Below are 23,689 nucleotides of genomic sequence, written 5' to 3' on the forward strand. Positions count from 1 at the left end.
GGACCAACCACAATTATAGGCGATTAAGCCACTAAGCGATTAAGCTGCAAATTTGGTCCCGATTGGGATGGTATTTCGGGATTATGGAAGTAGATCGGTTAGCCGGTTCCACCTGAGACATCAGGAGCCACTTTGGGGTCCGGGTCCTGCGCCTTGCCGGTCGCGGGTGCCACCTTCTGGCTCGGCATAGCGGTGAGATAAGCAACGATCGCATCGACGTCCTTCTCGGCCACTGGCGCCTTATACACCTCACGCATCTTGGTGACGGTCGCCTTCCACTGATCCGCCGATAGCGCAGGCTGGGTCAGCGCCATGCTGGCTGAGTGGCACGAGGTGCAATTGGCATTGATGACGTCGGCGTGCGGACCGTCGGGGTAGGTCGCGTCGTCGGCCGGCAGGTCGACGCTGGTCGAGGCAAGCGAGAAGCCGCGCGCTGACACGCTGGCGGCCGGTGCCGGCTCAGACATCTCGGAGATCGGAACGGGCGCCTTGCGGCTGCTCGGCGCGCCGATCGAGACGAGGATGATGCCGGTCAGGCCGATCAGGCCAGCAGCCATCATGCCGGGAGACGGAGTCTTCATGATTTGCTCGCTCCTCAGGCCGCGATGATGGTGGTGGTTTCAATGTTGCCGCGCATGAACCCGCCGGGATTCCAGATCGGCTTCATCGGCTGAGCGACACCGTTGGTGTTCCAGCAGCGCACCATGATGGGGTTAGGCCCGCGTCTCAGCGGCACCCGCCCGTCCCAGCGCCGGAAGCTGTACCTGCCCTCGTCCGCTCCGAGCGTCGTCCTGTACCAGGTGCGGCCACCGTCCGACGACACATCGACCTTGGCGACGCCGCAATCGCCGCCCATTGCGATGCCGCCGACCGGGATCGACGCTTCATAGGCGATCGCCTGACCATCGGGCAGGCTGGTCATCCAGCTACGCGGGATCATGCGATTGATCGGTACGGTCGGGAAGTCCTTGGCACCGGGCGCGACATTCGCGCCGGGTGTCGCGGGGATCTTGTAGGCCTTGGCCATCCAATACTGGTCGTCAGGGCCGGGCAGTACCTCGATCGCGTTCAGCATCTTGACCCAATAGGTCGAGTACCAGCCCGGCACGATCAGCCGGCAGGGAAAGCCGTTGAGGAGCGGCAGTTGCTCGCCGTTCATGCCGAAGGCGATCATGACCTCGCCGTCGCGGGCATGGTCGATGTCGAGTGCCTTCTCGAAGTCAGGAGCGCCCGCCACGACCGGCTGATCGAGAGCGCCGAAGCGCACCTGCACCGCGCCTGCCTTGACCCCGGCGAGGTCGAGCACGTCGCGCAGGCGAACGCCGAGCCACTTGGCGTTGCCCATCGCGCCATTGCCCCATTGCGCGCCGGCGACGCGCGGCTGGAACAGCCCGCGGCTGTTGCCCGAGCACTGGTTCACCGCCGCCATCTCGACCCGTGGAAGGCGCAGCAGCTGAGCGAGGCTGATCGACAGCGGCCGATTGACGTGGCCGAAGACGTTGAGGCGGAAACTTTCGACGTCGATCGAGGTCGGTATGTCGGCCCAGTGCCAGCGGACGAAGAACTGGTCGTTGGGCGTGAACACCGACTTGTCGAAGACCTCCATCGGCGTCTCCAGCAAGGGTGGATGGACGCGCTGGAGGATCATGCTGCCCTTGCCGGGAAAGGCGCTGGTCATCGGCCGCTCGGCATTGCCGCCGGGCAGCTTCAGGTCGACGAGCTGCTGCGCCAGTGCCGGCGCGGCGGCAAGGCCGGCGGTGCCGAGCGCGGCATGGCTGAGGAAGCGGCGACGGCTGGTCTCACTCGCCAGCCCGGCGTCGAAATTGTCCATGACAAGGCTCTCCTGTGGCCAGTCACGCTGGCGGATCAAAGGGGCATTCTGCAAGTGATCGGACCGACTGATCCGATCATCATGGCGGATCAGTTCGGGGTGGCGATGCAGGGCGAGACGAACAGGTTGCCCCGCCATGCACCGGCTAGCGTCTTGGCACCGACCAGCAGCCACATCGCCGCGAGCGCAACCGTCAGCACCGTGCCGACGATACCGAAAAACATAAGGTTCAGCGTCGTGCCGAGGCGGAAGGTGGCGACGGTGTAGACGCCGAGCGGGAAGGTGTAGCCCCACCAGCCGAGGTTGAACGGCACGCCCGCGCGCCAGTAGCGGATGGTGATAAGCGTCGCGAGCGCCAGCCACCACAGGCCGAAACCCCAAAGGCAGAGCCCGGCGACAACGCCGATCCCCTGCGCGACGGTGCCGACGCCGGCTAGCCCGTGCGCGGTGAGGATCGCCGGCGCATCCGCGCCGAGCACCAGCATGCCCAGAGCACCCGTGCCGATCGGCCCCAGCGCCAGCCAGGAAGATGCCGCCATGCTTTCATGCGGCAACTTGTGGAGTGCCATGCGCAGGATGAGGATGGCGAGGATGCCAAACGCGACCGGCACCGAATAGGCCCACAGCACATAGGAGGTCGCGAGCGTCACTATCTGCGCGTGGGGATCGGTTAGATGCGGCGCGAGCAGCCCGCCGCTGGCGCCCGCCACTTCGGCAGCGACGACCGGCAGCAGCCATACGGCGGTCATGCCGTCCAGGCTGTGCTCGTGGCGGGTAAACATCAGGTAGGGGATCAGCACGCCGCAGGCGAGCGACATGGCGACGTCGATCCACCACAGGATATGCGCGACCGGCACGATGCCATTTCCGAACCGCGCGATGCCGAAGGCGAGACAGCCGTTGATGATCGTCGCCAGCCCCATCGGAATGGTCCCGATGAACATCGACACGGTGTTGTGCCCGAAGATGCGCCGCGCCTCGTGCCCGAACATCACCCAGCGCGCGCCATAGAGGCCGGCGAACAGCGCGAAGAGCGCGATATTGAAGAACCACAACACCTCGCCGATAGGTTTAAGCGAAGGCCCGATGCCGGGCACCTGCGGCAGCGCGAGGGCAAGGATGCCCGTGCCCATCGTCGCGGCGAACCAGTTGGGCGTGAACTGGCGGATCATCTCGCGGGGGTGATCGAGCCGGCTGAGCGGCTTGAGGCCGCTGAGAACGGAGTGCGTGTCGGCAGTCATGCGACCTGCTCCTTGATGAGATCCGTCAGCGCGTCGGCCGCGCGGGTGCGATAGCGTTCCTTGTGGCGCAGCGCGTGAAAGGCGCGGTCGGGCAGCCCGAGCGGCAGCTCGACGAGATCGCCAGCCTTGAGCGCGCGCGCGACGACCAATCGCGACAAGACGGCAACGCCGGCACCGGCCTCAACGGCGGTGCGCACCGCCTCGTTGGACGGCAGCGTCATCGCTATCGTCAGCTGGGCCGGATCAAACCCGCGCGTTCGCAGCACGTCCTCGAAAGTCGAGCGCGTACCCGATCCCTGCTCACGGACGATCCAGCGTGTAGTGCGCAGCCAGGCCTCGTCGATGCGTTCGGCTTCCTCGCGGCCGACCAGCACCATTGGGTCATGCCCGACATTCCAGTGGGCAAGCGCCGGTTCGTCCACCTCGCCCTCGACAAAGCCGAGTTCCGCCGCGCCGCTCAACACCTGCGCTGCCGCGCCTTCGGTGTTGTCGATCGCCAGCTCGACCGCGATCTGTGGGTGGCGTTCGTGGAAGGCGGCGAGCTTTGCCGGCAACCAATAGCTCGCGATCGTCTGGCTGGCGACGATCCGCAACGAACCACGCGCGAGCCCGGCATAGTCCGCGAGCATCGTCTCGGCATGCGCTGCCCGCCCCAGCACCGCGCGCGCTTCCTCCAGAAAGCCGCGGCCTGCCTCGGTAAGCTGGATGCCACGCCCGACGCGGTGGAACAGCGGAACGCCGTAGCGCGCTTCGAGGGCCGCAACCGCCCCGGAGGCAGCAGACTGCGTGACGTTCAGCGCCTCCGCTGCCTTGGTGACGTGTTCGCGCTCCGCGACACCGACGAATATTCTGAGCTGCTCCAAAGTCATGCAGCATATATCGCGTACTTAGATCGATACGACCAACCGTTTGATATGGTCATTCCAATCTGGATATCGGAATGGTCGGCAGCCTTTCGTCTGCGATGGTCTCGAAGACTTGAAGCGTTACGCGTGCCCGCGACGTTTGATCGTCCATGACCGATATGATCGAGCGCAGTTCTGATCCCTACAATGCCGAGCCGACGCCCGGTGCGTTGATCGAGCGGTTTCTGACGCCGCAGGCGCTGTTCTACGTGCGCAGCCACGGGCCGGTGCCGGATCTGCCCGCCAATCATCGGATCGAGGTGAGCGGGAGGGGCATGGCGAGCCGCTTCTTCTCGGTGCAGGAACTGAAGAGCACGTTTGCCACGCGCACGGTAACGGCGGTTCTCCAGTGCGCCGGCAACCGGCGTACCGATCTCCAGCAGGTCGCCAACACCTCCGGCGATCCGTGGGACGTAGGCGCGATCGGCAATGCGGAGTGGACCGGCGTACGCTTGGCCGATGTGCTCGATGCGGTCGGCGCGCCGGATGCGTCCGAGCTGTTCGTGGCGTTCACCGGCGCGGACGAGGTGGACGTGGAGGGTGAAGAAGCCTTGTTCGGGGTATCGATCGCCATGAGCAAGGCGCGGGAGCCCGACGTACTCCTCGCCTGGGCGATGAATGGCGAGCCGCTGACGCCCGAACATGGCGCCCCGCTCCGCATGGTGGTGCCTGGCTATGCCGGGGTCCGCAGCGCCAAATGGCTGACACGGATCGAGGTGCGTGAAACGCCCTCCGAGGCACCGATCCAGGCGCACGACTACAAGCTCTTCCCCGCCGCTGTGACGAGCGACACCGTCGACTGGAGCCAGGGTCTGACGATCAATGCCATGCCGCTCAACGCCGCGATCTGCTCGCCCGGTGCGGGCGAGAGTTTGGCCGCCGGAGAGGTGCGGATTGAGGGATATGCCATTGCCTATGACCGCCGTATTTCTCGGATCGAAGTGTCGGTGAACGGCGGTCGCGACTGGCAACAGGCGACCTTCGCCGATGATCCGGAGACGCGCTGGGGCTGGCGGCGCTGGATCCTTGACGCCACACTTGCCAAGGGACGCCAGCACCTTGTCGCCCGTGCCTTCGACGAGACCGGGCAGGGACAGCCCGAGCGGCCGGATACGATGTGGAATTTCGCCGGCTATCTGTGCACCGCCTGGCATCACGTTCACGTGCTGGTCGAATGATCGAAGCATCAGCGGCACCGGACGTCGCTTTCTGGATCGATGCGATTGGCCGGCTGGTGGTGGCGACCGCGGCCGGGATGGTGCTCGGCTGGGAACGCTCGCGTGAGAACCGGCAGATCATGGGCCTGCGGACGCTGGGTCTGGTCGGTCTGGCGAGTTGCATCGCCGTTCAGGCGATCGTGCATAGTGGCTTGCCGAACGTGAACGCCGATGCCGCAGGACGGGCGATGCAGGGCATTCTGTCCGGCGTCGGCTTCATCGGTGCCGGTGCGGTGCTGCGGGTCGGCCAGGGTCAGGAAGTGCATGGATTGGCGACCGCCGCGTGCATCTGGGTGACAGCCACGATCGGCGCGGCAGCAGGGTTGGCGGTGTGGCCGCTCATCATCGGCGGGGTGAGCCTTGCAATGCTCGTCCTGTTCGTCGGCGCGCCGCTGGAACGCCGCATCCGCGAGCGAGCCCGTCTGACGCCGGCCGAGACCGACAGGAAGGATGTCGAGCGCAAGCCGTGATCGCGCTGGACCGCCCGGTGCCCGTCGGCGCCGGGAGGCGGCAAGGCGCTATCAGGACACAAGCGCGGCATCTGCCTGACGCCGGACTTCATCGGCGATCGGATGCAGTTCGGCCGCGGGTCGCTCGCCCACCACACTATAGCCGATCCCGTCGACCGCCCATGTGACCCGGCCCATGGTCCCGCTGGACGTGCTGGTCATGCTCGCGGTCTTGTCGATCTGCATGGGCCTCGTCAGCACCGCAAGTTTCGACGCTTGCGGTCCGTCGTAGAGGAGCAGTGCCGCAGGGCCGTGGGGCGTCGCGACCAGTCGCCCCCCGCCATAGCGATAGCCGGCCGTGCTGAGGTCCGGGATCGTGACGCGCTCACCCAATCGAGCGGAGGTCCATCGGATCAGCATGGCGCGCTGGTCGGGGCCGATCTCCGCCGGTCGTATCCGGTCGGCGGCATAGACACGGAAATTATCACTCGCCTCGTTGGCCAGCGCCGCGATGCCCGCGCGGGGTTCGCCGCTCCACCGCGCGCTCGACCAGCCACCGCCAAACCCCAACGCCAGCAGAAGTGACGCGGCGATGGCGAGCTGCCAACGCGGTTGCCGTTGCCGTCCCCTGATCGCTGCCACGCGCATCGTCGCCGGGATCGGTTCATCCGCGACGGGGGCGAACAGGGATGCAAGGGCTCGCGCCTGCTCCGCCTGCTCTCGCACACGGGCATGCACGTCCGGCTGGCCTTCAAGATAGGCGTCGACCAGGCGCTGCCGCTCGGGCGACAGCCTGCCATCGATCCATGCGGCCAGATCGTCCTCGCCGATCGGGCTGGTCATTGCACGCTCCTCAATCGCGGCCGTTCACCCTCCCGGAGGAGGGTCGCCAGACGGTCGCGCCCCCGCGATATGCGCGACATTACCGTGCCCAGCGGCACGCCGACTACGGCAGCGACCTCCGCATAGGGCAGGCCCTCGACCGAGACCAGGAGCAGCACCGTTCGCTGTTCTTCAGGCAACGCATCAAGCGCGCGCAGCAGGTCGCGGTGGTGCAGGCCTGTGTCCTGATCGGCCGGGCGGCCGAGCGCGGCGTCGTCCACGAGGTGGAGCGGAACCGCCGTACCTCGCCGGCTATGCTGCCGCTGATGATCGACCAACAAATTGTGCAGGATCGCATAGACCCACGGGCGGACCTCCGCACCCCGTCGCTGTCGCCAGCGCCCGACCGCGCGCTCCAGGCAATCCTGCACCACGTCATCCGCCATCACCCGGTCGCGCAACCACGACCGGGCATAGCGGCGCAGCCCGGGGATCAGCGGTTCGATCGCGGCGGCAAGCGGGTCCATCTCAGTCGCGCTGCACCTGCACGATGCGCCCCGGCGCGCCGTTCACCACCTCCGCAACCGCCAGAAAGCGCCGGGGTGTCGCGGTGCTGCCCTGAACGATCTGGCGGATCGGACCCGATGCGTTGACGATCGCCGCACCTGCCGGGTTGCTCATGAAGTTCGCAAGCGGCTCTACAGCGCCGCTGCCGTCCGCATTGGCGGTCAGTACGAGCATGTAAGGCTTCTTGGGCTGCAAACCGGTAACGGCACTCTGCACGACCTGAATGATGCCCTGGTCGAAGAGGGTGATGCTGCTTGCCGTACCTTTGCCGCCAATCGGCCCCATGGTCAGATGCAGCGCCTTGCCCGCTGTGCCGAGCGGCTGGAGATTGTCGGTGCCGGGGCCTGTCGGAACTGCGTTCGACACATAGGCGATCGCCTGCGGTGCCTGTCCGACCGGCACGGTAGCGACGACCGTGTTGCCGGCGGTGTCGATCGCGGCCAGCTCATCGGAATTCTCTAGCCCGACATAAACGCGCCGGCCGTCGCCCGATGGCCAAACACCGTGCGGCATCTTGCCGACCGGAATTGTTGCCACCGGCGTGAAGTCGGACGTGCGGAACACCTTGACCACATTCTCTCCGCCGACCGTCACATACGCGAACTGCCCCTTGGCCGTGCGGGCGAAATTGACATGGTTCGTGATAGGCCCGGTATCCAGCACCTTCAGGATCGCGAAGGGTGGCCGAGCATCGAATGCGACCGTCTTGCCGATGTCCTTCAGCGTAAACCACACTTGCTTGCCGTCCGGCGTCGCGGCGATGTTGGGGCAGAAGGGGCTTGGCTGCGCCACCTGTCCGACCTGCGCGTGGGTCGCGACATCGAACACAGCCAATACCGGATTGAACGAAGAGCAGACATAGCCGTACCGGCCATCGGGAGAGAAGATCGTCATGCCCGGACCACCGGGCGTCTTGATGCGCCCCGTCTCCTTGTACGTCGTGGGGTCGAGCACGGCGATATAATCCTCGCCGCGGACCGTGACCCACACCTCCTTGCCGTCCGGCGTGAAGAACGCCTCGTGCGGACTGCGCCCGACATAGGTCGTGTGCTTGACGGTGTTGGTGGCGGTGTCGATCCACGACACGGCGTTCGATCCGATCGACACGACCGCCAAGGTCTTCCCGTCCGGCGAGAAGCCCAGGCCGTGAACCAGCACCTGTCCCTTGTAGAGCGGGGAGAAGTTCATCGGCTGGGGATCGCCGAGTTTGATGACGCCGAGCAGCCGGTTGTCGGCCGGGTCGGTCACCGACACCGTGTTGGAGAATTGTTCAGACGCATAGACGCGGTCGCGGTGGCTGACGGGCATGTCCTTAGCGTTCCACGGCGCCTGCTGGGCCATGGCGAGGCCCGGTGCGGCGCTCATCAGCAAGGCGGCCGAGCGCAGGATGGTCCGGATCATGTCAGTGCTCCATAGGGCTATGGTGGTCGCCGCCCTGCGTCGGGGCTGGCGTCGAAGGCGGTAGCGGCTGGCCGATCGCCAGCTTCATGGCGGCGATCTCCTGCTGCTGATCGATGATGATTTCCTGCGCGATGCGCTTGAGCTGCTCGTTATGGCCGTAGCGCAGCTCCGCCACCGCCATATCGATGGCACCCTGATGATGCGGAAGCATCATCGCCACGAAGTCGCGGTCGACGTCACCGGACGGCTTGACCATCATGCCCGCCATCATCCGGTCCATCGCGACAGACATCATGGTAGCGTAGCCATCGGCGGGGGCGGCCGCGACTGCGCCGGTAAGTAGGGCCGAAGCCGTCAGACCCAGCATCCAATCTCGTCTACGCATAAGCCTCCAGCGCATCGGTCTCGAAAGCGTAGACGATGCTCGTCGGGGTTTATTCCGTGGCCAAAGCCATTTTATCGGTCCTCACCAAAACGATAGTCTCATGCTTCTGCGGTTGGTTGACCGGGTCGCGGTCGGACAGCATATGCGCAGGCACGGCGATGGATTTCCGCCGGGCCATTCGGTCGAACCGCCCTCGCAAGGGCCGATGATTCCTACCAGGCGCCGCAAGGCAGCAAGGAGGAATCGTGCGCGCGACATTTCGCAATCTCTATGACCAGTTCAACATGGCAGCGTTCATTCGCGATCGCCGCACCCATGCCACGTCGGTACTGCGGTGGGCTTTGATCCTGGTCCCGATGGCCGCAGCGGTGGGAACGCTCTGCGCGGCATTCCTGCGGAGCCTCGACGCCGTAACCCGGCTTCGCTTCGCCTTTCCCTGGCTGCTCTACCTGCTGCCGATCGGCGGGTTCGTGGTCGGACTGCTCTACCATCTGACAGGGCGCTCGGTCGAAGGCGGCAACAACCTCATCGTCGAGCAAATCCACGAACCGGGGGGCGGCGTGCCGCTGCGCATGGCTCCGCTCATCTTCTTCGGCACGGTCGTGACACATCTGTTCGGGGGATCGGCGGGACGTGAAGGCACCGCCGTGCAGTTGGGCGGCAGTCTTGCCAGCGGGTTTGGACGCGCGCTCAGATTGGATGCGGAAGCGACACGCACCCTCCTTATGACCGGGATCGCGGCTGGGTTCGGCGCGGTCTTCGGGACGCCGATTGCGGGCGCGGTCTTTGCACTGGAGGTGCTGGCGATCGGTCGGGTCGAGTATCGCGCGCTGGTGCCATGCCTGGTCGCGGCGCTGGTCGGTGACTGGACCTGTCTTGCCTGGGGCATTCATCACGGCGTCTACCATGTCGATGCGCTGGTGCCGGTCGACGCGCTGCTCGTCGCCAAGGCCGGTGTCGCCGGCATTGCCTTCGGTCTGACCGGGCTGACCTTTGCCGAGGCCAATCACGCGCTGGGCGGATGGTTGAAGCGCGTGATCCCCTATGGCCCACTACGACCCGTTATCGGCGGGCTGGCCGTGATTGCGCTGGTCTGGCTGCTCGGAACCCGCGACTATCTTGGCCTGGGTACGCTCGCCGCGACACCGGACAGCCTGACCATCGCCAGCTTCTTTGGTCCCGATACGCACTCGTGGAGCTGGGCGCTGAAGCTGCTCTTTACCGTCGTGACCCTGAGCGCGGGCTTCAAGGGGGGCGAGGTCACGCCGCTGTTCTTTATCGGCGCGGCGCTCGGCAATGCGCTCGCGCCGATGTTCGGAGTACCGTCGGGGCTATTCGCAGCGATCGGCTTCGTCGCGCTGTTCGCGGGCGCGGCCAACACACCGCTGGCTTGCACGTTCATGGGGATCGAGTTGTTCGGCGCGGCCTATACGGTGCCGATCGCAGTCGCGTGCTTCGTCGCCTACCTCTGCTCAGGCCACAACGGCATCTACCTGTCGCAGCGCGTCGCTGTGCCAAAGGTACCTGCCGCACACCTCACACCCGACGCGACCCTGCGCGATGCCCGCACGCACCGCGCTTCTCGCCGGCGCACGCGCGCCTGATCCTGTTTCCTGTCGAAAGCCCGTCATGCCCAATCGTTTCACCGTCCATCACCGCGAAGTCGGGATGCTGCGCATCTATCTGAAACCGTCCGACAAGATCGGCCCGCGTCGCTTCTGGGGGGCAAAGCCGCTCTATCGCGAGCTGATTCGCACCGCGAAGGCGGACGGCATCATCAACGCCGTCGCGCAAAATACCCATTACGGCTTCAGCAATCACGAACCGATCCGGGAGAACGGCTCGGAAATTGCCGATCCGCATCTGACGATCTGTGTCGAACTGGTCGGCGATCGCGATCAGCTCGACCTCTTCTGTCGCCGGCATGGAGATCTGATCGGCGACAAGGTGATCGTCTACAAACGACTGGAGCATTGGACTATCACGCGCAAAACTGAGCTAACCAGAGCCTGATCGGCGTTCCCGTAAAGGAAGCTGAGGCGAGAAGGGCAGGGCGGCAGTGAGCCGTTGAGCGCTGCCGCTCCCTGCATTCCCAAAACCTGTTCCCGATTGCTCTTTCCCAAAACCCACCGGGTACGACGGAGAAATGGGACGGCTGGTTCGTCGCTAATGTCCTGAGTTTCGCGACAGCGGCATGGCTTGCGCTTTCCTCTGATCTGCCGCTGTCGCGATAATCAGGTGCGGATCAGGCGCCATTCGTGATGACAATACGGGTGCCGCTGGTTAGCATGTACCAAATGGCATCCAGACCGGTTCTCTTGACCCCCTTTGAGGATTGAGCAGTGGCCAAGTCCCCTCGCTCAAAATCAACACCCGGCTATAAAACCGTTGGCAAGACGTACGACGGGGTTAAGGTGCTTGCCCCTAAGACAAAGTCTAAGACGTTTACCGCCGCAGAAGTACGGCGTGCTATTGCAAAGGCGACAAGTCAAGCGGCCAATTCGAAAGATAAGCCGTTGAGGGATAGCGATGCTCTTAGGGTGCAGAAGCGCGAGGATGGCCGCTTTGAAGTGAAGAAGAAGGGCGCTAAACGTGCTAGCGCTGTAAAGGACACTCAGGCCCAAGCCATTGAGAGAGCAAGGGAACTTGATCCCGGCCAATCCCCGATAGCTAAACGTGTCCGGAAGTCGCCAGGTGCCAAAAAAGGCACTTGGCGCGAGACGTGATGGCGGCCGCTCGCCCTGGATCACGGAAGAAAGCGAACACGACACTAGACGTGTTTATCAACTGTCCGTTTGATCTGGAATATAAGCCAATATTCAATGCCATGGTCTACACAGTAGTCCGATCGGGCTATAGGGCTCGTTGCGCCTTGGAAACAGACGATGCCGCTGAGAATAGATTAGGCAAAATTATAAAGATCATAGGCGAATGCCGTTATGGTATTCACGATATATCACGAACGGAAGCTGGAGGCGACCCACCCTTGCCTCGCTTTAATATGCCGCTTGAACTGGGGCTTTGGTTAGGGGCCCATCATCTTGGGCGCCCTGACCAAGCTGGAAAGAAGTGCATTGTTTTTGACCGCGAGCAATACAGATACTTGCGATACATATCCGATATTGGGGGTCAGGATATCCATTCTCACGATGGAAATATTGATAAGCTCATATCAGAGCTAGCGGCCTGGCTCAGGCATTTACCGGGCGGCGTGCATGCGGGCGGCGGGCAAGCCATCTTACGAGAATATCGCGCTTTCGAAGAATTGCTGCCGCTCCTTAGCGCTCAAAAGGACATGACTCCTGAAGAGCTTCTGTTTGCCGACTTCAACTTGATGGCGACGGAGTACGTCGCGAGCCTGCAGGAGGCGGCTCCGCTTGTAGTGGAGCCTAACAGAACGGCCACACCAAGCGATGGGGAGCATGTACTGCCAGCTATGGCGCCTTTGCCCGAAGCTCAGGCCGATCCAAGGTGATCGGAGGCCGGTCCCAACCGGCCTCCCCAAATCACTTCTTCTTGTCGGGACGTTGCGATAGGGCAGAGCCTGCCGCCGTCTTTGAGTTCTTGCCGGTTCGGCCATCCCGCAAGACCTTGGAAGCAGCCTTGCCAGCCTTCTCGCTCGTGTGCTCGTTCTTCGCCATGGTCAGGCTCCAAGCATTACACCATATGGTGGTGCAAAGCAGATAACACCCTATTAGTTGATTTGTTCCCTACCTGTTTCGCGCCGCAGTGGACGCGGACTACCACTAAACTCAACCAACCGGTCCGGCTCAGCCGCAAACCAAGCGTAGCTGCCCCATGCGAGGCTATCGACCGTCTTCTTAAACGGCCCGGCACTGCGATCTAGGTAGGCAGTTACGAACGCAACGTGCTCGGCCGGGAAGGCCGCCTCGGCAACTAGCTCCTCTAACGCTTCCTTGCGGCGTTGGCTGATCGGACCATCGGTTGCGACCACCTCCACAAAAACCAGCAACGGGTGTGCCGGCCCAAGGTCGACCAAAATCGTGTCAGGCAGGTTCTTGTCGGCTTGGATGGCGAGGCCGATCGATCGCGCCAGCTCGTCGTCACGCGCCACCACCTTGTTTCCGCTCTCGCTAAGAAACACCACAGCAGGATCAGTGAGAAAGGCAGGCGCAAACACCTCCACAACCGCCTTGGTGATCTCGGAGCTGGGGCCGGGCTTCATCCGGCGCGTCTCTCCGTTCGGGAAGGTGACGAGCACTTGGTCGGTACTAACGCCGGCGCCGCGGCGGACGATCGCTAAGCGGGCGAGCGCACCCTTGTTCAAGGTTTCGGCCTGCCATGCCGCAATACGGGCCTGCAGCGCCTCGCCGGTGAGGGCAGGGTCGAACAAGCCGGCGAAGCTCGCCTTCAAGGCATAGCGCGGTTTGCTCGACGTAGTGGCAAGGTCGGTGCGCTCGGTCACGGCGCCGATTGCCACCAGCCCCTCGCGCAACGTCTCGTCGCGGATCGGCTCGCGGGTGTTGTCCTGGTACCAGCGACGTCCCTCGATCTGGGCACCGGTACGCAGCACACCGGCTGAGTAGGCGGCACGGCTCGCATCATCGAACTGCGCCGCCTGCTCGTCCGTCATGCGGTAGACGTGCTTGGGGCCAAGATACGTGCCGCCGCCCTCGATCGCGTCGATGTAAAGGGCGACAAACACCGTGCTCGCTGCGAGCATGCGGGTCAGATAAGCGCGATTGGGTGCGCCATCGGGGAAGATGGCCTGCAGCCGGGCATGGACCTCCTCGCGGGTGAGCATCGCCATCATGCCGTGACCTGCCCATAGAGCCGCGCCAGCTCGCCTTCGATCTCGGCGCTGCAAGCTCCTCGCGCGACCAGCGCCTCCACTTGTCCCATCGCGTCAGGGGAGGGGAGGGGAAGTGCCTCCATCTCAAAGGCCGACACCGCGACGCTACCGTTGATGCAGCGGAAGAGCTGGTCCACGATCCGGCTGTTCAGCACTGCCGCAACTGTCGCCGGCGACACTGCCGGCTGAGCAGTCGGCCGCACCATGTTCAGGTGGTTCTCAACCACCACCCCGCCATGCTGGACGATGAACTCGGCCGGCAGCTCGGCCGCGATCAACCGGCGGGCCTGTTCCTTGGCAGTGGTGCGCTGGACGAGGACGCACGCTTCCTCGACCAGCAGCCAGGCGTCGCCGCGCTCGATCTTGAAGTAAGGCGCGTGGTTGCGCTTCTCGGCCCGGAACGCGAAGTGGCCATCAGCCGACACCGCCTCCGCCCATATGAGCGGATGCACACCGCGGGCAGGGCGAAGGCGCATCTGATCCTTGTAGCGGTTCCACACCAAAGGTCCGGTCGATACGCTGTAACCCCAATCGGCTAGCCTCGCCGGCATCGCCTCTGCCGCAGCGATCAGGGGGCTGTGGCGCGGCTCGCGGGGTGCCAGCCATGGCTGCGAGGCAGGGGAGGGCAAGCCGATCGTGCCATTGCGGATGACGCGCGCCTCACGCTCGTTCGCCACCTCGACATAATGGACCTGTGCGCGGACGGCCTTGGCCCCGCGCTTATAGGCGGCGAGCAACGTCTCCTGCAGCACGTCCTCGAATACGCCACGGCGCGCGTGCACAAAGTCGATCGCAACCGGGGGCGCCTCCTTCGCGATCAGCTCGCGCAAAGCGGAATAATAATGGCCGGAGAGGAAGCTGGTCGGGGTCAGATAAGCGATCGTGCCGCCCTTCTTAGCCCAGCGAACGGCAATGTCGGTGAACACCCCATAAAGGTTGGCATGGCCGTAGAGGCTGCGTGCAAACCGCTGGCGCTGCTCGGGGGTGAGGGTGATGCGGCCATAGGGCGGATTACCGATTACCAGGTCAAAGCGGGCTGCAGGTGCCTCCTCCAGCGTGTCGGCGACGCGCACGACGACGGGAGCCAGCCGACCTGCAGCCGCGGTCACGTCCGCCAGCAGCAGCTCGACCGCGTTTTGACCGAAGCCTGCCGCGTAGGGGTCCAGCTCCAGCCCGACCAGACGTGTACCAATCTGCCGGAGGACGATGGCCGGCTCAGCCGCCGGAAGGGCGGCGACCATCCGTTCGGCTGCGGGCAGCAGGAATGCACCTCCACCACTCGCCGGGTCGAGCACACGGGCGCGAGTCCAGTCGATCCCCTGCTCCTCGGCCATGTCGAGGAGCCGGTTCGCGAGCACCGGCGGGGTATAGAAGGCGCCGAGCGCGCCACGCTCGCGGGCGTGCAGCAAGGTCGTGTAGAGGCCGGTCAGGAAGTAAGCCGCCTCGGCAATCGGCAGCGGGGCCGCCTCCCGGCCCACCACCTGCGCCAGCTCGGCAACGGCGCGATCCAGGCGGCCATAGGGCTTGGCGAAAGGGGCGCTGAGCCTGGCGTAAGGCCGGGCCTCCGCCTGGTAGGTGTCGATCGCAATGCGTGTGAACAGCGCCGCCATGTCGCGACGCCGCGGCTCGGGCAGCGTTTCCGCCCATGCGCGCGCAAGCTGGCGCGCACGCGCCAACTCGTAGCGTTGCGCCTCAAGGTCTGCAGGCAGGCTGCGCGGAAGTGCGGGGGCGAGGCTCATGCGGCAGCCGAACGGTTGCGATGCTCGCGAAGAACACGCTGCACGGTCGAGCGCGACACACGGAACAGGCTGGCGAGCTGCGAAGGCGATCCCTGGCCAGATTCCGCCTTAGTGATGATCTCGGCGCGCTGCTGGCCGGTGAGGCTTGGCCGTCGCCCTAAGTGGCGACCAGCTTTGCGGGCATGTGCCAGACCGTTCATCGTCCGCTCGCGGATCATAGCCCGCTCGAACTCGGCGAAGGCGCCCAAGGTCTGCATCATCAACCGACCTGCAGCCGTCGTGGTATCCACCGCCTCAGTCAGCGACCGGAAGCCGGCGCCGGCTGCGGTAACCGCCTCCAGGGTGAACAGGAGGTCACGCAGCGAACGCGACAGCCGATCGAGCTTCCACACCACCAGCACGTCGCCCGGCTGCAGGCTCTTGATCGCTTTCGTCAGCTCGGGCCGATCAGCCTGGCCGCCCGAAGCCTCTTCCTGGAACACCGGATCGCACCCAGCTGCGGTAAGCGCTGCGAGCTGGGCAGCTAGGTCCTGATGATCACCGCGGGACACCCGCGCATAGCCGATTTGCATCGTTTGGTTCTGACACGGGATTCTGACACACGCAAACCCTTGGAAAACCGTGGCCAGCTCTGCAGCGTCAAAACCGACCGGTTTTGACACCTACGCCGCTGGCGAATGATTGCGATGGCGTATATGTCGGGGAACGACAGCGGTACGATCGACGAGGGGGGATCGATGGGATTGAAGTCACTTAGCTCACAGTACAAAATTGACGGCGAACGTCAGATTGTCATTACTGAGGTAACCCGCATGACGGGGGGCATGGTGTGTGTAGCCGGCTTAGACATTCATTCTGGCGCTATGATCCGCCCACTGCAGCCTGACGGACGAAATTGGGAACAGTCCAAGTGGGTTGATAAAGATTACATGGTAGTCGGTAACATCCTGTCGCTAGTTCCTGCGGCGGCTGGCTCTTCGGCTTACCCACACGCTAGCGAGGACTACCGCGTAAAAACGGTACGCCGCCTTGGAACAGCATCGAATGACGATCTCTACATTGCTTGTCGAGACAACTCGGATTCCGACGCAGACAGCGTCTTTGATAACCAGATCAACGATGAAAAGTATGTTGTTGCAGGCACAAAGTGTCGCTCACTCGGCTGCATTATGGTTTCACATAGCAAATTAAAAGCAAGCGTCTTTTACGACAAGATTCAGGTTTCATATCGGGATAGCCAAGGCAGTTGGCACAATTTCCCTGTGACCGATCTTACTGCAAAGTCGTCCAAAAGCCTTGAAGAAGGCGCAGCCTCCTTAAATGAAAGAATATCAATGTCCAGCTATTTTAAACCAGTAGCGCTGCGTCTTGGGCTATCTCGGGCGTGGAAGGGGAAGAATAATGAATATAACCCGATGAGATGCTACGTACAATTAAACGGCATTATTGTTTCAGCATAGAAAACATATGCCAAAGCTTTTTACCATAGGTTATTCGGGGCTGGAGCCAAGCTCTTTTGTCGAATTACTCACTAGTAATCTAATAGATGTGGTTTGCGACGTAAGGTCCACCCCCTATTCTCATTATAAGCCAGATTTTTCTAGAGTTCCTCTTAGAGGAATTCTTAATAATGGTGGAATTAAGTACGTCTTTATGGGGGATCAATTAGGCGCCCGACCAAAGGACCGGTCATGCTATGTTAACGGACAAGCCACTTACGACAGGATATCATCGGCAGACTTCTTTAAGGCTGGTCTTTCTAGGCTGAGGAACGGCGTGCAAAGCCTGAATCTTGCCATTGTTTGCTCAGAACGCGATCCTATCGAATGTCATAGAGCCGTTTTAGTTTGCCGAAATCTTCCCGATTTAAGTTCTTCTATATTTCACATCCACACTAATGGGCTGATCGAGTCTCAGAAGCAGTTTGATGAGCGCTTAGTACAGCTTCACAATGCCGCACCTCCACCACTCCTTCGGCAACCAGGTGACTGGGAAAGGTCTGTGAATCTTGCCTATGAAAAACAAAGCGCTGCGGTTGCTTATCGCGAACGCAACCCTTCTCACGAAAGGAAGGCCGAGTGAAGGTTTTTACAATTGGCTTTACAAAGAGCAAAGCAAGCCGATTCTTTAATCGACTACAAGTTGCCGGGGTCACGAAGGTCATAGACACCAGACTAAATCGCGTCTCGCAGTTGTCCGGATTTGCAAAACAAGATGATTTAGAATATTTTTTAGATTCCATTTGTTCTATAAGCTACTCTATTAATAACGATCTTGCGCCTACTAGTGATATACTAGATGCTTATAAGAAAAAAGAAATAGGATGGGCAGAATACGAGCGGCGTTATCTCTATTTAATTTCCTCTAGAAAGGTCGAATTAAAGATTTCTGAAAGCGATCTTAACGGCGCCTGCTTATTATGCAGCGAGGCAACGCCTGAACATTGCCATCGCCGACTAGCGGTCAACTACTTGGCAGATTTTCATCCCGGTATTAATATAGTTCATCTGTAAAGTTGTTTATATTGATGATATATATGTGCATTTATGCTCTCATTATATCATACGATCTGAAAGCGTGAGGAGCGTAATTACGTTATTACCAAACCCTTTGACACACTCCTCGGTTACATTAAATCTTTCAGCATCCCACCGATCAAACCAGGCGTCCGCCCCGATGATCGTTGATCTTGATCGATCGGTATTTCCGTACAGCACTTCCATGGCGTCTGACTCGGGATCTATACTATCCCGGGGGAACCAGTGATCAGGAATGCCACTATTGCGTCGAAACCATCGGCGTCCGTTCTGACTATGGCAAACGATCATACAGGGCCAAGGGCTATGATCGATGAACCGTAGTGCCGTCGCCAACCGGCTGGTCGAAAAGGCAGCAGCCAGAGCATCGATTACCTCGAACGACGGGCGCCGGTGGGCAGCAGCAAGCGGTCGAAACAGATAGGCCGGCATCAATAGGTCGGCGGCATAATTATCGGCTTGCCGTTCAATGCCGGCACCGCCCTGGCTGAAACTCCCGATCTCACTCGCCCTGCAGACCGACGAGCGACCGCGATGATGCTGCCAGTGACCCAGCTCATGCGCGATTGAGAAGCGCCGACGACGCGGATCGCCATCGCCTTTTACGGTGATGATCGCCTGATCGCGAAAGCCGATGATCCGGGCTTCGCAGCTCTCTAGAATGCCGTTGCGCACCTTGGCGCCCATCGTCCACGCGATCGCCTCAATATCGATCTCATCGGGACGAGTGACGCCTAAGGACTGCAAAAGCTTTTCGGCTTGGGCGAGTCCCTTCAAATTGGGTTGCCGTCTTCGTCAATGGCACCAAGCTCTCGCAAATCTGCGAGGATGTCATTCATCTCTTTTTCGGTGATGCCTTCACCGTTGCGAGCAGCCATCGTCAGCCGACTTTTCAGCTTGGTGTCGTCGTTGGCGAACCGGGCGAGGACAGCAGCCCGATCTCTGAGAGGAAGCTGATGGACTTGCCCCCGGCCCGTTCCGGCTGCGCGATCGAGCTCTGCTCGCGCAGCCTGGAGACGCAATTTTCCGGATCGGGCGGTTGCGGTCGAGATTATAGCGCGGATGCGGTCAGCTTCATCTTCGGCATTCAGCCCTTCGGCCTCGACTTCCGCCAGTAATTCCGCGTCCGACATAGCCATGATGTCTGCGACCAGTTCATCCGCCAGACGGTCAATCGGGGGGGGAGGACGCCCCGGCCCGCTCACGATGACCATCCATTAGGAAACGCCGCATCTATCGTGCGACGGACGCGGCGTCGGATAGTGGCATACGCCGTCATATCGACACCGATCATAGTCATGATCTCCTCCTTCGGCAGGTCGTCCAGGTATGCCCACAGGAACAGGGTTGCTTCCTCATCATCGGCAAACAAGGTTTCCAGCGCGTTTCGCCGAGCCGACGCATCTTCACGTGAAAGCGCCAGTTCCTCGACATTGGGTTTCGTTTCTACCGGCTCGTGCAAAAACCGGCCCTCGACGTCGGTCGCATCGACCGACACCAGTTCGGGTTCGACCTTTTGCTGCCTGGCGGACGAGCGGCTGCGCATAACGCCGACTAGGAATTCCACCATTCCCATCCTGCGCGGGCAATTCCGAACGCCTTCGATCGTCTGACATACAGCTTCGTTGAGGAGGTCGTCGGCTTCACAACCTGCCGCAAACGCATATTGTCGTCCCGCCCTCCTCAGTCTGAGAAGGTCGCTTGAAGTCAGGCGTTCGATCGCCTGCCGCGCTTCCGCAAGATCAAGGGTCGGTTCGCTCACTCAACTCCGCCGGCTTCCTGACGGAGTAGGCTGACTTTCAGCGCGGCTCAGACACGACACAAAAAAATGTGTTGGGATGTCCGAGAGCACCCGCCGTTTCAGCCTACCTCCTTGATAGTCAATGAAGACGATCGGGAGCGGGGTCGCAAGCCGTCTTACCCTCGAAGCGCGAGAAAGGAGGTAAAACTATGTCCGGAAAGAACCAGCATGTCGTCCCGCACGCAGGTGGTTGGGCTGTTCGCGGTGCCGGCAACGGTCGCGCGACGTCGGTCCATGACACTCAGCGTGAGGCGATCGATGCTGCGCGAGGCATCGCGCAGCGCCAGCACAGCGAACTTCTGATCCACGGCCGCAACGGCCAGATCAGGGATCGCGACAGCTACGGTGGTGACCCCTTCCCGCCGCAAGGCTGACCCTGACGGGCCGTGTTTACAGGCACGGCCCGTCACACTGAAGCATAGCGGAGAGGATGACTCCCCTTGACCAACAACCTTCAATCACTATCTTCACTTTGCACAGTGAGGTTGGTGAATGATTCGGTACTCGATTTTTGAAATTGCAGCAGAGAAGCTCACACTAGCCGGCAGCGCGATGGGGCGGCAGATGCTAGCCAGTCTAATTAGCGAGACCCGGCCGGTTAACGAGCCGACGATCGCGTATCTTGATTTTGCCGGCATCGACATCGCTACCGGATCATTCCTGCGCGAAGCCGTCTTGGGGTTCCGAGACTTCAGCCGAAAAGCGATGGGTGCCCTTTACCCGGTAGTGGCGAATGCAAATGCTGCAATCGAGGAAGAGCTATTTGACTACCTCGCCGATCATAACGATGCGATGTGGGCTTGTTCATTAGATAAGGCAGGAACTTCAAGTAAGCCGCATATTCTTGGCCTGCTAGATACGGCACACCGCAACACGCTTAAGCTGATTTGTGAAAATCACCGTATCTCTGCTCCGGAACTTGCAAAGCTACGGCCCAATGAAGGGATCGGTGTCAGCGCATGGAGCAACCGACTCGCCACGCTTGCCACTAAAGGCATCGTAATGGAATTTAGGATTGGCAAGACTAAGCTATTCACGCCGGTAATGGAGGCTACCTGATGGGCGTCGATTTCATTCGCGAGCAATCGGGCAAGGCTTGGCGGAAGCGCTGGAACATGGGCCTCGACCGAATGAAGACACCAACCTTGTTCGATGTCCAATTTGCGGAGCAGGCGCGAACTGTGTCAGCCGATCTGGATACCTCCTGCAATCTGCATGTCGGCGATCAGGTCGTTGTTCAGTGCAATGGAGCAGATGTGATCGTTTGCAGCGGACAGCGGTGCATCGGAGCGATTCCTGGCATTCCCGCCCAAATGCGGTTGGCCATTGCCGGTGGCGGCGGGGTTGCTCTGGGTATTGTCGAGCGTGTCGGATTATTCGGCACCCACGCGGAGCTTAGCATCCGATGAAATCTTCGCCCGTCACGCCGCCCCGCACCTTCCGAAACCCGCAGCTACTGTGGGACAATCCCGACACAGCGTCACTGTCGCTGGGCTGTTGGGGCTGCGTGGATCGCGACTCCTGCGGTGGCGCTCACAAAGGTGGCAGCTTTTTCGATTGCAGCGACTATTGCCGTTGCGCCGATAAGTCGACCTGCGATCTGGTTTGCCGAGGCAATCCTGCCGCCTTTGTCGCCCGCGTGCGAGAAGTAGGTGGACTAAAACTGATGGATTCGCCCCGCGGCCCGCGCGTCACTGTCGACCCGTTGCCTGCCATGGTCCCACTCATCGAGCACCGCTCGGCGCGGAGCGGAAGGCTTAACTTCCCAATCGTTGCCGTACCGCTTTACACCCTTATAGATTTGAGCCGCGGAACACTCAAATTCCGTGATCGCGAAGCTTTGGCAACGCAGTTTGGGATCGATCCGGCCGCGCGGTTAGTGGTGTCCGGGGTCGCCCGCGATCGTAAGATTGAACGTTATTGGGAGTTGGCAAATCGCAAGGCGATGCTCGACGAGCTTTGCTCTCTTGATGTTTCGCTAATCACGCCGCCTAACTTCAGCGTGCTCACCGATGTCCCCCGTTACGATAATCTACACGCGATGAAACGCATCCTGCTCACCTGCATGGAAATGGCCAATGCCGGCCTTCCGGTCGCACTTCACCTGAACGCCCGCACGGAACAGGATTATCGGAGCTGGACTCAATTGCTCGCAGCTCGGCCTGAGATTGAATGCGTGGCCTTTGAATTCGCTACCGGCGCTGGTCGTGGTAGCCGCATCGACTGGCATGTCGCGCAGCTTTGCGAGCTTGCCGCCAACGTAGGCCGCGACCTGCGACTTATCGCACGCGGCGGTGTCCGGGTTCTCGAGCCGTTGCGTCTGGCATTCAACGACGTCACAATGATTGATACGGACGCGTTCAACAAAACGCGCTGCCGAAGACAGGCCTACTTCACGGAAGCCGGCCGGCTCCTCTGGCGTAGCTATCCGACAGCGTCCGGTGCACCGCTAGACGATCTTCTCGAACACAATATTGCGACCTTGCATAGCCACCATACCTACTTGGAACGGCTGCACGCTGATCGGCGGCTAAGCTCAGGAGGTCAGCGATTGGCCGTTGCAAAATACGGAAATCGTAAGTCCATCCAAGGGTGCTACCTGCGATAAGGCAGAAGTGGCGATGTTTGCATCAGCTCCTGGACGCAACATCAATGCATGGTCGCCGCTACGAAAGCGCAGCTCAGCAGCATGCCCGACCAGGGCGCGAAACAGCTGCCGAAAACCTCTTCCGCGACCACCTTCCTGAAATCGAGAAACGCCGTCTGTGATCGCCAATTGAAGCGCCTCTCCGTCGTCGGCGACTTCGGCATATTGCGGATTTTGCCGCAGGCTCTTGAGGGCGCCAACACCTCGATCAGCGACTACAAATTCGAATGACGTAGACGTTACGGCATAAGCCACAACTCCGGTTTCTGGTGCACCGCTGTGTTCATACACGTTGTCCTGTAACTCACCGAGAGCGCCGAGTAAGCTGGCAAGCAAAGGTCGGTTCAGTCCCATAGATATGGCAATATTCTCAGCGTGCTTCGTCCACAGATCCCAGTCCGGGGCGTCAGACGTGACCGGATTAATTACATCGAGAGGGAAAGCTCCCGCGACATCTTTAAACCCGCTCCCAAAGTGTCGCCGATTACGAAGTGCCGCGGATAAATTCATAGCAAAAGGGCTGCTCACAGTGAGTGAGCGATACTGATCAGGATAGGCAATGGAAGCCAACGCCAATTCTACAAGGGGACCGATCCTACCTGACCGCTTCAGCTCAATAGATGGACGATCGCCTAGCAGACCTTTGGTCGCTTCACGCAATAGATCATCTGCAACAGAGAAATCTGCCTTCTCAACAGCCATATAGGCTCAATTTTTTTAGAAGCGGTAGCAAGTCTGAGAGACTGCTCTGGAGGCAACTTAATGTCAAATACTTAGCCGTAATTCTGACGGGCTGGTCGCGAATGCCGGAGGCTGACGCATCACAACCAGTGTCAAAACTGAGCGGTTTTGACACCAAAACTCACGACACCTTGCTTGGTTCGTTTATTCTGGTATCTTGGAATAGTCGAATCGAAAGGGTATTATCGATGAAGCTCGCTGTTTACATGATGGCCATGCTCGCAAGCGCTCCGGCTTTGGCGGCTGACCAGCCGCCGGCTCCCACCGTCATGACCGTCGAAGGAGAACAGGGTTTCGACGTAAAGTGCCATGTGTGGCCCCGTGGCGGTGACGAGACGGTGCGCTTCCTCGACAAGAGCCGTCCCAGCCTCTCGGTCAACGGCGTGTGGCGCCTGGAATGCGAATACAAGGGCAGCTCGCGTGGACCGATCACCATCTCGCTGAAATCGCCGACGCTGCCTTGCCCGTTCAAGGATTCCTCTGCCGAAGCCTGCACCACAACGGTGCGCAAGGGCGGCGTCGGATCGTTCGAGGTGCGCGAAAAGCGAAGCTGAGCGAGCTTGGGCGTTGGCGGGGCCCCTCATTTCCGTTAC

General features: G+C 61.2%; 30 protein-coding genes and 1 riboswitch. Of the genes, 14 read left to right on the plus strand and 16 right to left on the minus strand.

What is annotated here, in order from left to right:
- Positions 1–98: 98 nt before the first annotated feature.
- From QE452_RS18740 to QE452_RS18755, 4 genes are all read right to left on the minus strand, one after another.
- Positions 99–581: a cytochrome c gene (locus tag QE452_RS18740; protein WP_007406258.1), complete on the minus strand. Its 483-nt coding sequence runs from the start codon at positions 579–581 to the stop codon at positions 99–101.
- A gap of 14 nt (positions 582–595) precedes the next feature.
- Positions 596–1,831 carry a molybdopterin-dependent oxidoreductase gene (locus QE452_RS18745; protein ID WP_007406293.1) on the minus strand — a complete coding sequence of 412 codons (1,236 nt, stop codon included), beginning with the start codon at positions 1,829–1,831 and terminating at the stop codon, positions 596–598.
- Between the two features lie 89 nt (positions 1,832–1,920).
- The gene (locus tag QE452_RS18750) at positions 1,921–3,072 is read right to left on the minus strand and encodes a TDT family transporter (protein ID WP_309730723.1); all 1,152 of its coding nucleotides are present in this window, start codon (positions 3,070–3,072) and stop codon (positions 1,921–1,923) included.
- Entirely contained in the window at positions 3,069–3,941 is an 873-nt protein-coding gene (locus QE452_RS18755) for a LysR family transcriptional regulator (protein WP_007406272.1), read from the minus strand. The genes QE452_RS18750 and QE452_RS18755 overlap by 4 nt, the downstream gene beginning before the upstream one ends.
- Before the next feature lie 146 nt (positions 3,942–4,087).
- Here QE452_RS18755 and QE452_RS18760 point away from each other — a divergent pair, with 146 nt between their 5' ends.
- Positions 4,088–5,155, plus strand: a complete 1,068-nt coding sequence (locus tag QE452_RS18760) for a molybdopterin-dependent oxidoreductase (protein WP_007406227.1) — start codon at positions 4,088–4,090, stop codon at positions 5,153–5,155.
- Positions 5,152–5,664 (plus strand): MgtC/SapB family protein, encoded by a 513-nt coding sequence (locus tag QE452_RS18765; RefSeq protein WP_007406274.1) that lies wholly within the window; start codon positions 5,152–5,154, stop codon positions 5,662–5,664. The genes QE452_RS18760 and QE452_RS18765 overlap by 4 nt, the downstream gene beginning before the upstream one ends.
- A gap of 51 nt (positions 5,665–5,715) precedes the next feature.
- Here the strand turns inward: QE452_RS18765 and QE452_RS18770 are convergent, their stop codons facing one another.
- Genes QE452_RS18770 through QE452_RS18785 form a run of 4 tightly spaced genes read right to left on the minus strand, consistent with a single transcriptional unit; the run spans position 5,716 to position 8,800 of the window.
- A complete protein-coding gene (locus QE452_RS18770; RefSeq protein WP_007406229.1) occupies positions 5,716–6,486 on the minus strand; it encodes an anti-sigma factor in 771 nt (256 codons plus the stop codon).
- Positions 6,483–6,992 (minus strand): RNA polymerase sigma factor, encoded by a 510-nt coding sequence (locus tag QE452_RS18775; RefSeq protein WP_007406239.1) that lies wholly within the window; start codon positions 6,990–6,992, stop codon positions 6,483–6,485. The genes QE452_RS18770 and QE452_RS18775 overlap by 4 nt, the downstream gene beginning before the upstream one ends.
- A gap of 1 nt (position 6,993) precedes the next feature.
- Positions 6,994–8,433 carry a YncE family protein gene (locus QE452_RS18780; protein WP_007406255.1) on the minus strand — a complete coding sequence of 480 codons (1,440 nt, stop codon included), beginning with the start codon at positions 8,431–8,433 and terminating at the stop codon, positions 6,994–6,996.
- Between the two features lies 1 nt (position 8,434).
- Positions 8,435–8,800 carry a DUF305 domain-containing protein gene (locus QE452_RS18785; protein ID WP_219994278.1) on the minus strand — a complete coding sequence of 122 codons (366 nt, stop codon included), beginning with the start codon at positions 8,798–8,800 and terminating at the stop codon, positions 8,435–8,437.
- A gap of 163 nt (positions 8,801–8,963) precedes the next feature.
- A riboswitch (Fluoride riboswitch) is annotated at positions 8,964–9,040 on the plus strand.
- 23 nt (positions 9,041–9,063) lie between these two features.
- Between QE452_RS18785 and QE452_RS18790 the strand changes: the two genes are divergently transcribed.
- The 4 genes from QE452_RS18790 to QE452_RS18805 all read left to right on the plus strand — a co-directional run bounded on the left by QE452_RS18790 (position 9,064) and on the right by QE452_RS18805 (position 12,293).
- Positions 9,064–10,422 (plus strand): voltage-gated chloride channel family protein, encoded by a 1,359-nt coding sequence (locus tag QE452_RS18790; protein ID WP_007406263.1) that lies wholly within the window; start codon positions 9,064–9,066, stop codon positions 10,420–10,422.
- On the plus strand, positions 10,379–10,831 hold the full coding sequence (locus QE452_RS18795; protein WP_204200589.1) for a DUF190 domain-containing protein: 453 nt from the start codon (positions 10,379–10,381) through the stop codon (positions 10,829–10,831). Before QE452_RS18790 ends, QE452_RS18795 begins: the two co-directional genes overlap by 44 nt.
- A gap of 329 nt (positions 10,832–11,160) precedes the next feature.
- Complete coding sequence (locus QE452_RS18800; protein WP_309730739.1) at positions 11,161–11,544, plus strand: DUF2188 domain-containing protein; 384 nt, start codon at positions 11,161–11,163, stop codon at positions 11,542–11,544.
- Positions 11,545–11,594: 50 nt separating this feature from the next.
- Positions 11,595–12,293 (plus strand): hypothetical protein, encoded by a 699-nt coding sequence (locus QE452_RS18805; RefSeq protein ID WP_309730742.1) that lies wholly within the window; start codon positions 11,595–11,597, stop codon positions 12,291–12,293.
- A 31-nt stretch (positions 12,294–12,324) separates the two neighbouring features.
- On the opposite strand, the gene QE452_RS18810 is transcribed toward QE452_RS18805, so the two are convergent.
- The 4 genes from QE452_RS18810 to QE452_RS18825 are packed head-to-tail and all read right to left on the minus strand — an operon-like array spanning position 12,325 to position 15,942.
- Positions 12,325–12,459 (minus strand): hypothetical protein, encoded by a 135-nt coding sequence (locus QE452_RS18810; protein ID WP_309730744.1) that lies wholly within the window; start codon positions 12,457–12,459, stop codon positions 12,325–12,327.
- A 53-nt stretch (positions 12,460–12,512) separates the two neighbouring features.
- Positions 12,513–13,592 (minus strand): BsuBI/PstI family type II restriction endonuclease, encoded by a 1,080-nt coding sequence (locus QE452_RS18815; protein WP_309730747.1) that lies wholly within the window; start codon positions 13,590–13,592, stop codon positions 12,513–12,515.
- On the minus strand, positions 13,589–15,370 hold the full coding sequence (locus QE452_RS18820; protein WP_309730750.1) for an Eco57I restriction-modification methylase domain-containing protein: 1,782 nt from the start codon (positions 15,368–15,370) through the stop codon (positions 13,589–13,591). The genes QE452_RS18815 and QE452_RS18820 overlap by 4 nt, the downstream gene beginning before the upstream one ends.
- Positions 15,367–15,942 (minus strand): recombinase family protein, encoded by a 576-nt coding sequence (locus QE452_RS18825; RefSeq protein ID WP_309730752.1) that lies wholly within the window; start codon positions 15,940–15,942, stop codon positions 15,367–15,369. The genes QE452_RS18820 and QE452_RS18825 overlap by 4 nt, the downstream gene beginning before the upstream one ends.
- Positions 15,943–16,056: 114 nt before the next feature.
- Between QE452_RS18825 and QE452_RS18830 the strand changes: the two genes are divergently transcribed.
- Genes QE452_RS18830 through QE452_RS18840 form a run of 3 tightly spaced genes read left to right on the plus strand, consistent with a single transcriptional unit; the run spans position 16,057 to position 17,883 of the window.
- Positions 16,057–16,830 carry a dual OB domain-containing protein gene (locus QE452_RS18830; protein ID WP_309730754.1) on the plus strand — a complete coding sequence of 258 codons (774 nt, stop codon included), beginning with the start codon at positions 16,057–16,059 and terminating at the stop codon, positions 16,828–16,830.
- 7 nt (positions 16,831–16,837) lie between these two features.
- Positions 16,838–17,452 carry a DUF488 domain-containing protein gene (locus QE452_RS18835; protein WP_309730756.1) on the plus strand — a complete coding sequence of 205 codons (615 nt, stop codon included), beginning with the start codon at positions 16,838–16,840 and terminating at the stop codon, positions 17,450–17,452.
- Positions 17,449–17,883 carry a DUF488 domain-containing protein gene (locus QE452_RS18840; RefSeq protein ID WP_309730758.1) on the plus strand — a complete coding sequence of 145 codons (435 nt, stop codon included), beginning with the start codon at positions 17,449–17,451 and terminating at the stop codon, positions 17,881–17,883. Before QE452_RS18835 ends, QE452_RS18840 begins: the two co-directional genes overlap by 4 nt.
- Positions 17,884–17,925: 42 nt before the next feature.
- Here QE452_RS18840 and QE452_RS18845 read toward each other — a convergent pair whose 3' ends face one another.
- From QE452_RS18845 to QE452_RS18855, 3 genes are read right to left on the minus strand one after another with little or no spacing between them, the layout of a single operon-like run.
- Positions 17,926–18,684 (minus strand): ImmA/IrrE family metallo-endopeptidase, encoded by a 759-nt coding sequence (locus QE452_RS18845; RefSeq protein WP_309730760.1) that lies wholly within the window; start codon positions 18,682–18,684, stop codon positions 17,926–17,928.
- Positions 18,681–19,112, minus strand: coding sequence for a hypothetical protein (locus QE452_RS18850; RefSeq protein ID WP_309730762.1), 432 nt, complete (start codon positions 19,110–19,112; stop codon positions 18,681–18,683). Before QE452_RS18850 ends, QE452_RS18845 begins: the two co-directional genes overlap by 4 nt.
- Positions 19,109–19,669, minus strand: coding sequence for a hypothetical protein (locus QE452_RS18855; protein ID WP_309730764.1), 561 nt, complete (start codon positions 19,667–19,669; stop codon positions 19,109–19,111). The genes QE452_RS18850 and QE452_RS18855 overlap by 4 nt, the downstream gene beginning before the upstream one ends.
- A gap of 188 nt (positions 19,670–19,857) precedes the next feature.
- Here QE452_RS18855 and QE452_RS18860 point away from each other — a divergent pair, with 188 nt between their 5' ends.
- From QE452_RS18860 to QE452_RS18875, 4 genes are all read left to right on the plus strand, one after another.
- Positions 19,858–20,082, plus strand: coding sequence for a DUF2188 domain-containing protein (locus QE452_RS18860; RefSeq protein ID WP_309730767.1), 225 nt, complete (start codon positions 19,858–19,860; stop codon positions 20,080–20,082).
- Between the two features lie 118 nt (positions 20,083–20,200).
- Positions 20,201–20,767 carry a hypothetical protein gene (locus QE452_RS18865; protein WP_309730770.1) on the plus strand — a complete coding sequence of 189 codons (567 nt, stop codon included), beginning with the start codon at positions 20,201–20,203 and terminating at the stop codon, positions 20,765–20,767.
- Positions 20,767–21,117: a hypothetical protein gene (locus QE452_RS18870; RefSeq protein WP_309730773.1), complete on the plus strand. Its 351-nt coding sequence runs from the start codon at positions 20,767–20,769 to the stop codon at positions 21,115–21,117. The genes QE452_RS18865 and QE452_RS18870 overlap by 1 nt, the downstream gene beginning before the upstream one ends.
- A complete protein-coding gene (locus QE452_RS18875; RefSeq protein WP_309730776.1) occupies positions 21,114–22,316 on the plus strand; it encodes a DUF4417 domain-containing protein in 1,203 nt (400 codons plus the stop codon). Before QE452_RS18870 ends, QE452_RS18875 begins: the two co-directional genes overlap by 4 nt.
- Here QE452_RS18875 and QE452_RS18880 read toward each other — a convergent pair.
- Positions 22,245–23,057 carry a hypothetical protein gene (locus QE452_RS18880; protein WP_309730779.1) on the minus strand — a complete coding sequence of 271 codons (813 nt, stop codon included), beginning with the start codon at positions 23,055–23,057 and terminating at the stop codon, positions 22,245–22,247. The two genes, QE452_RS18875 and QE452_RS18880, sit on opposite strands and share 72 nt — an antisense overlap.
- Positions 23,058–23,284: 227 nt before the next feature.
- Here QE452_RS18880 and QE452_RS18885 point away from each other — a divergent pair, with 227 nt between their 5' ends.
- Positions 23,285–23,650, plus strand: a complete 366-nt coding sequence (locus QE452_RS18885; protein ID WP_309730783.1) for a hypothetical protein — start codon at positions 23,285–23,287, stop codon at positions 23,648–23,650.
- Positions 23,651–23,689 lie beyond the last annotated feature (39 nt).

The sequence above is a fragment of the Sphingomonas sp. SORGH_AS_0438 genome (assembly GCF_031453475.1).
GTDB lineage: Bacteria > Pseudomonadota > Alphaproteobacteria > Sphingomonadales > Sphingomonadaceae > Sphingomonas.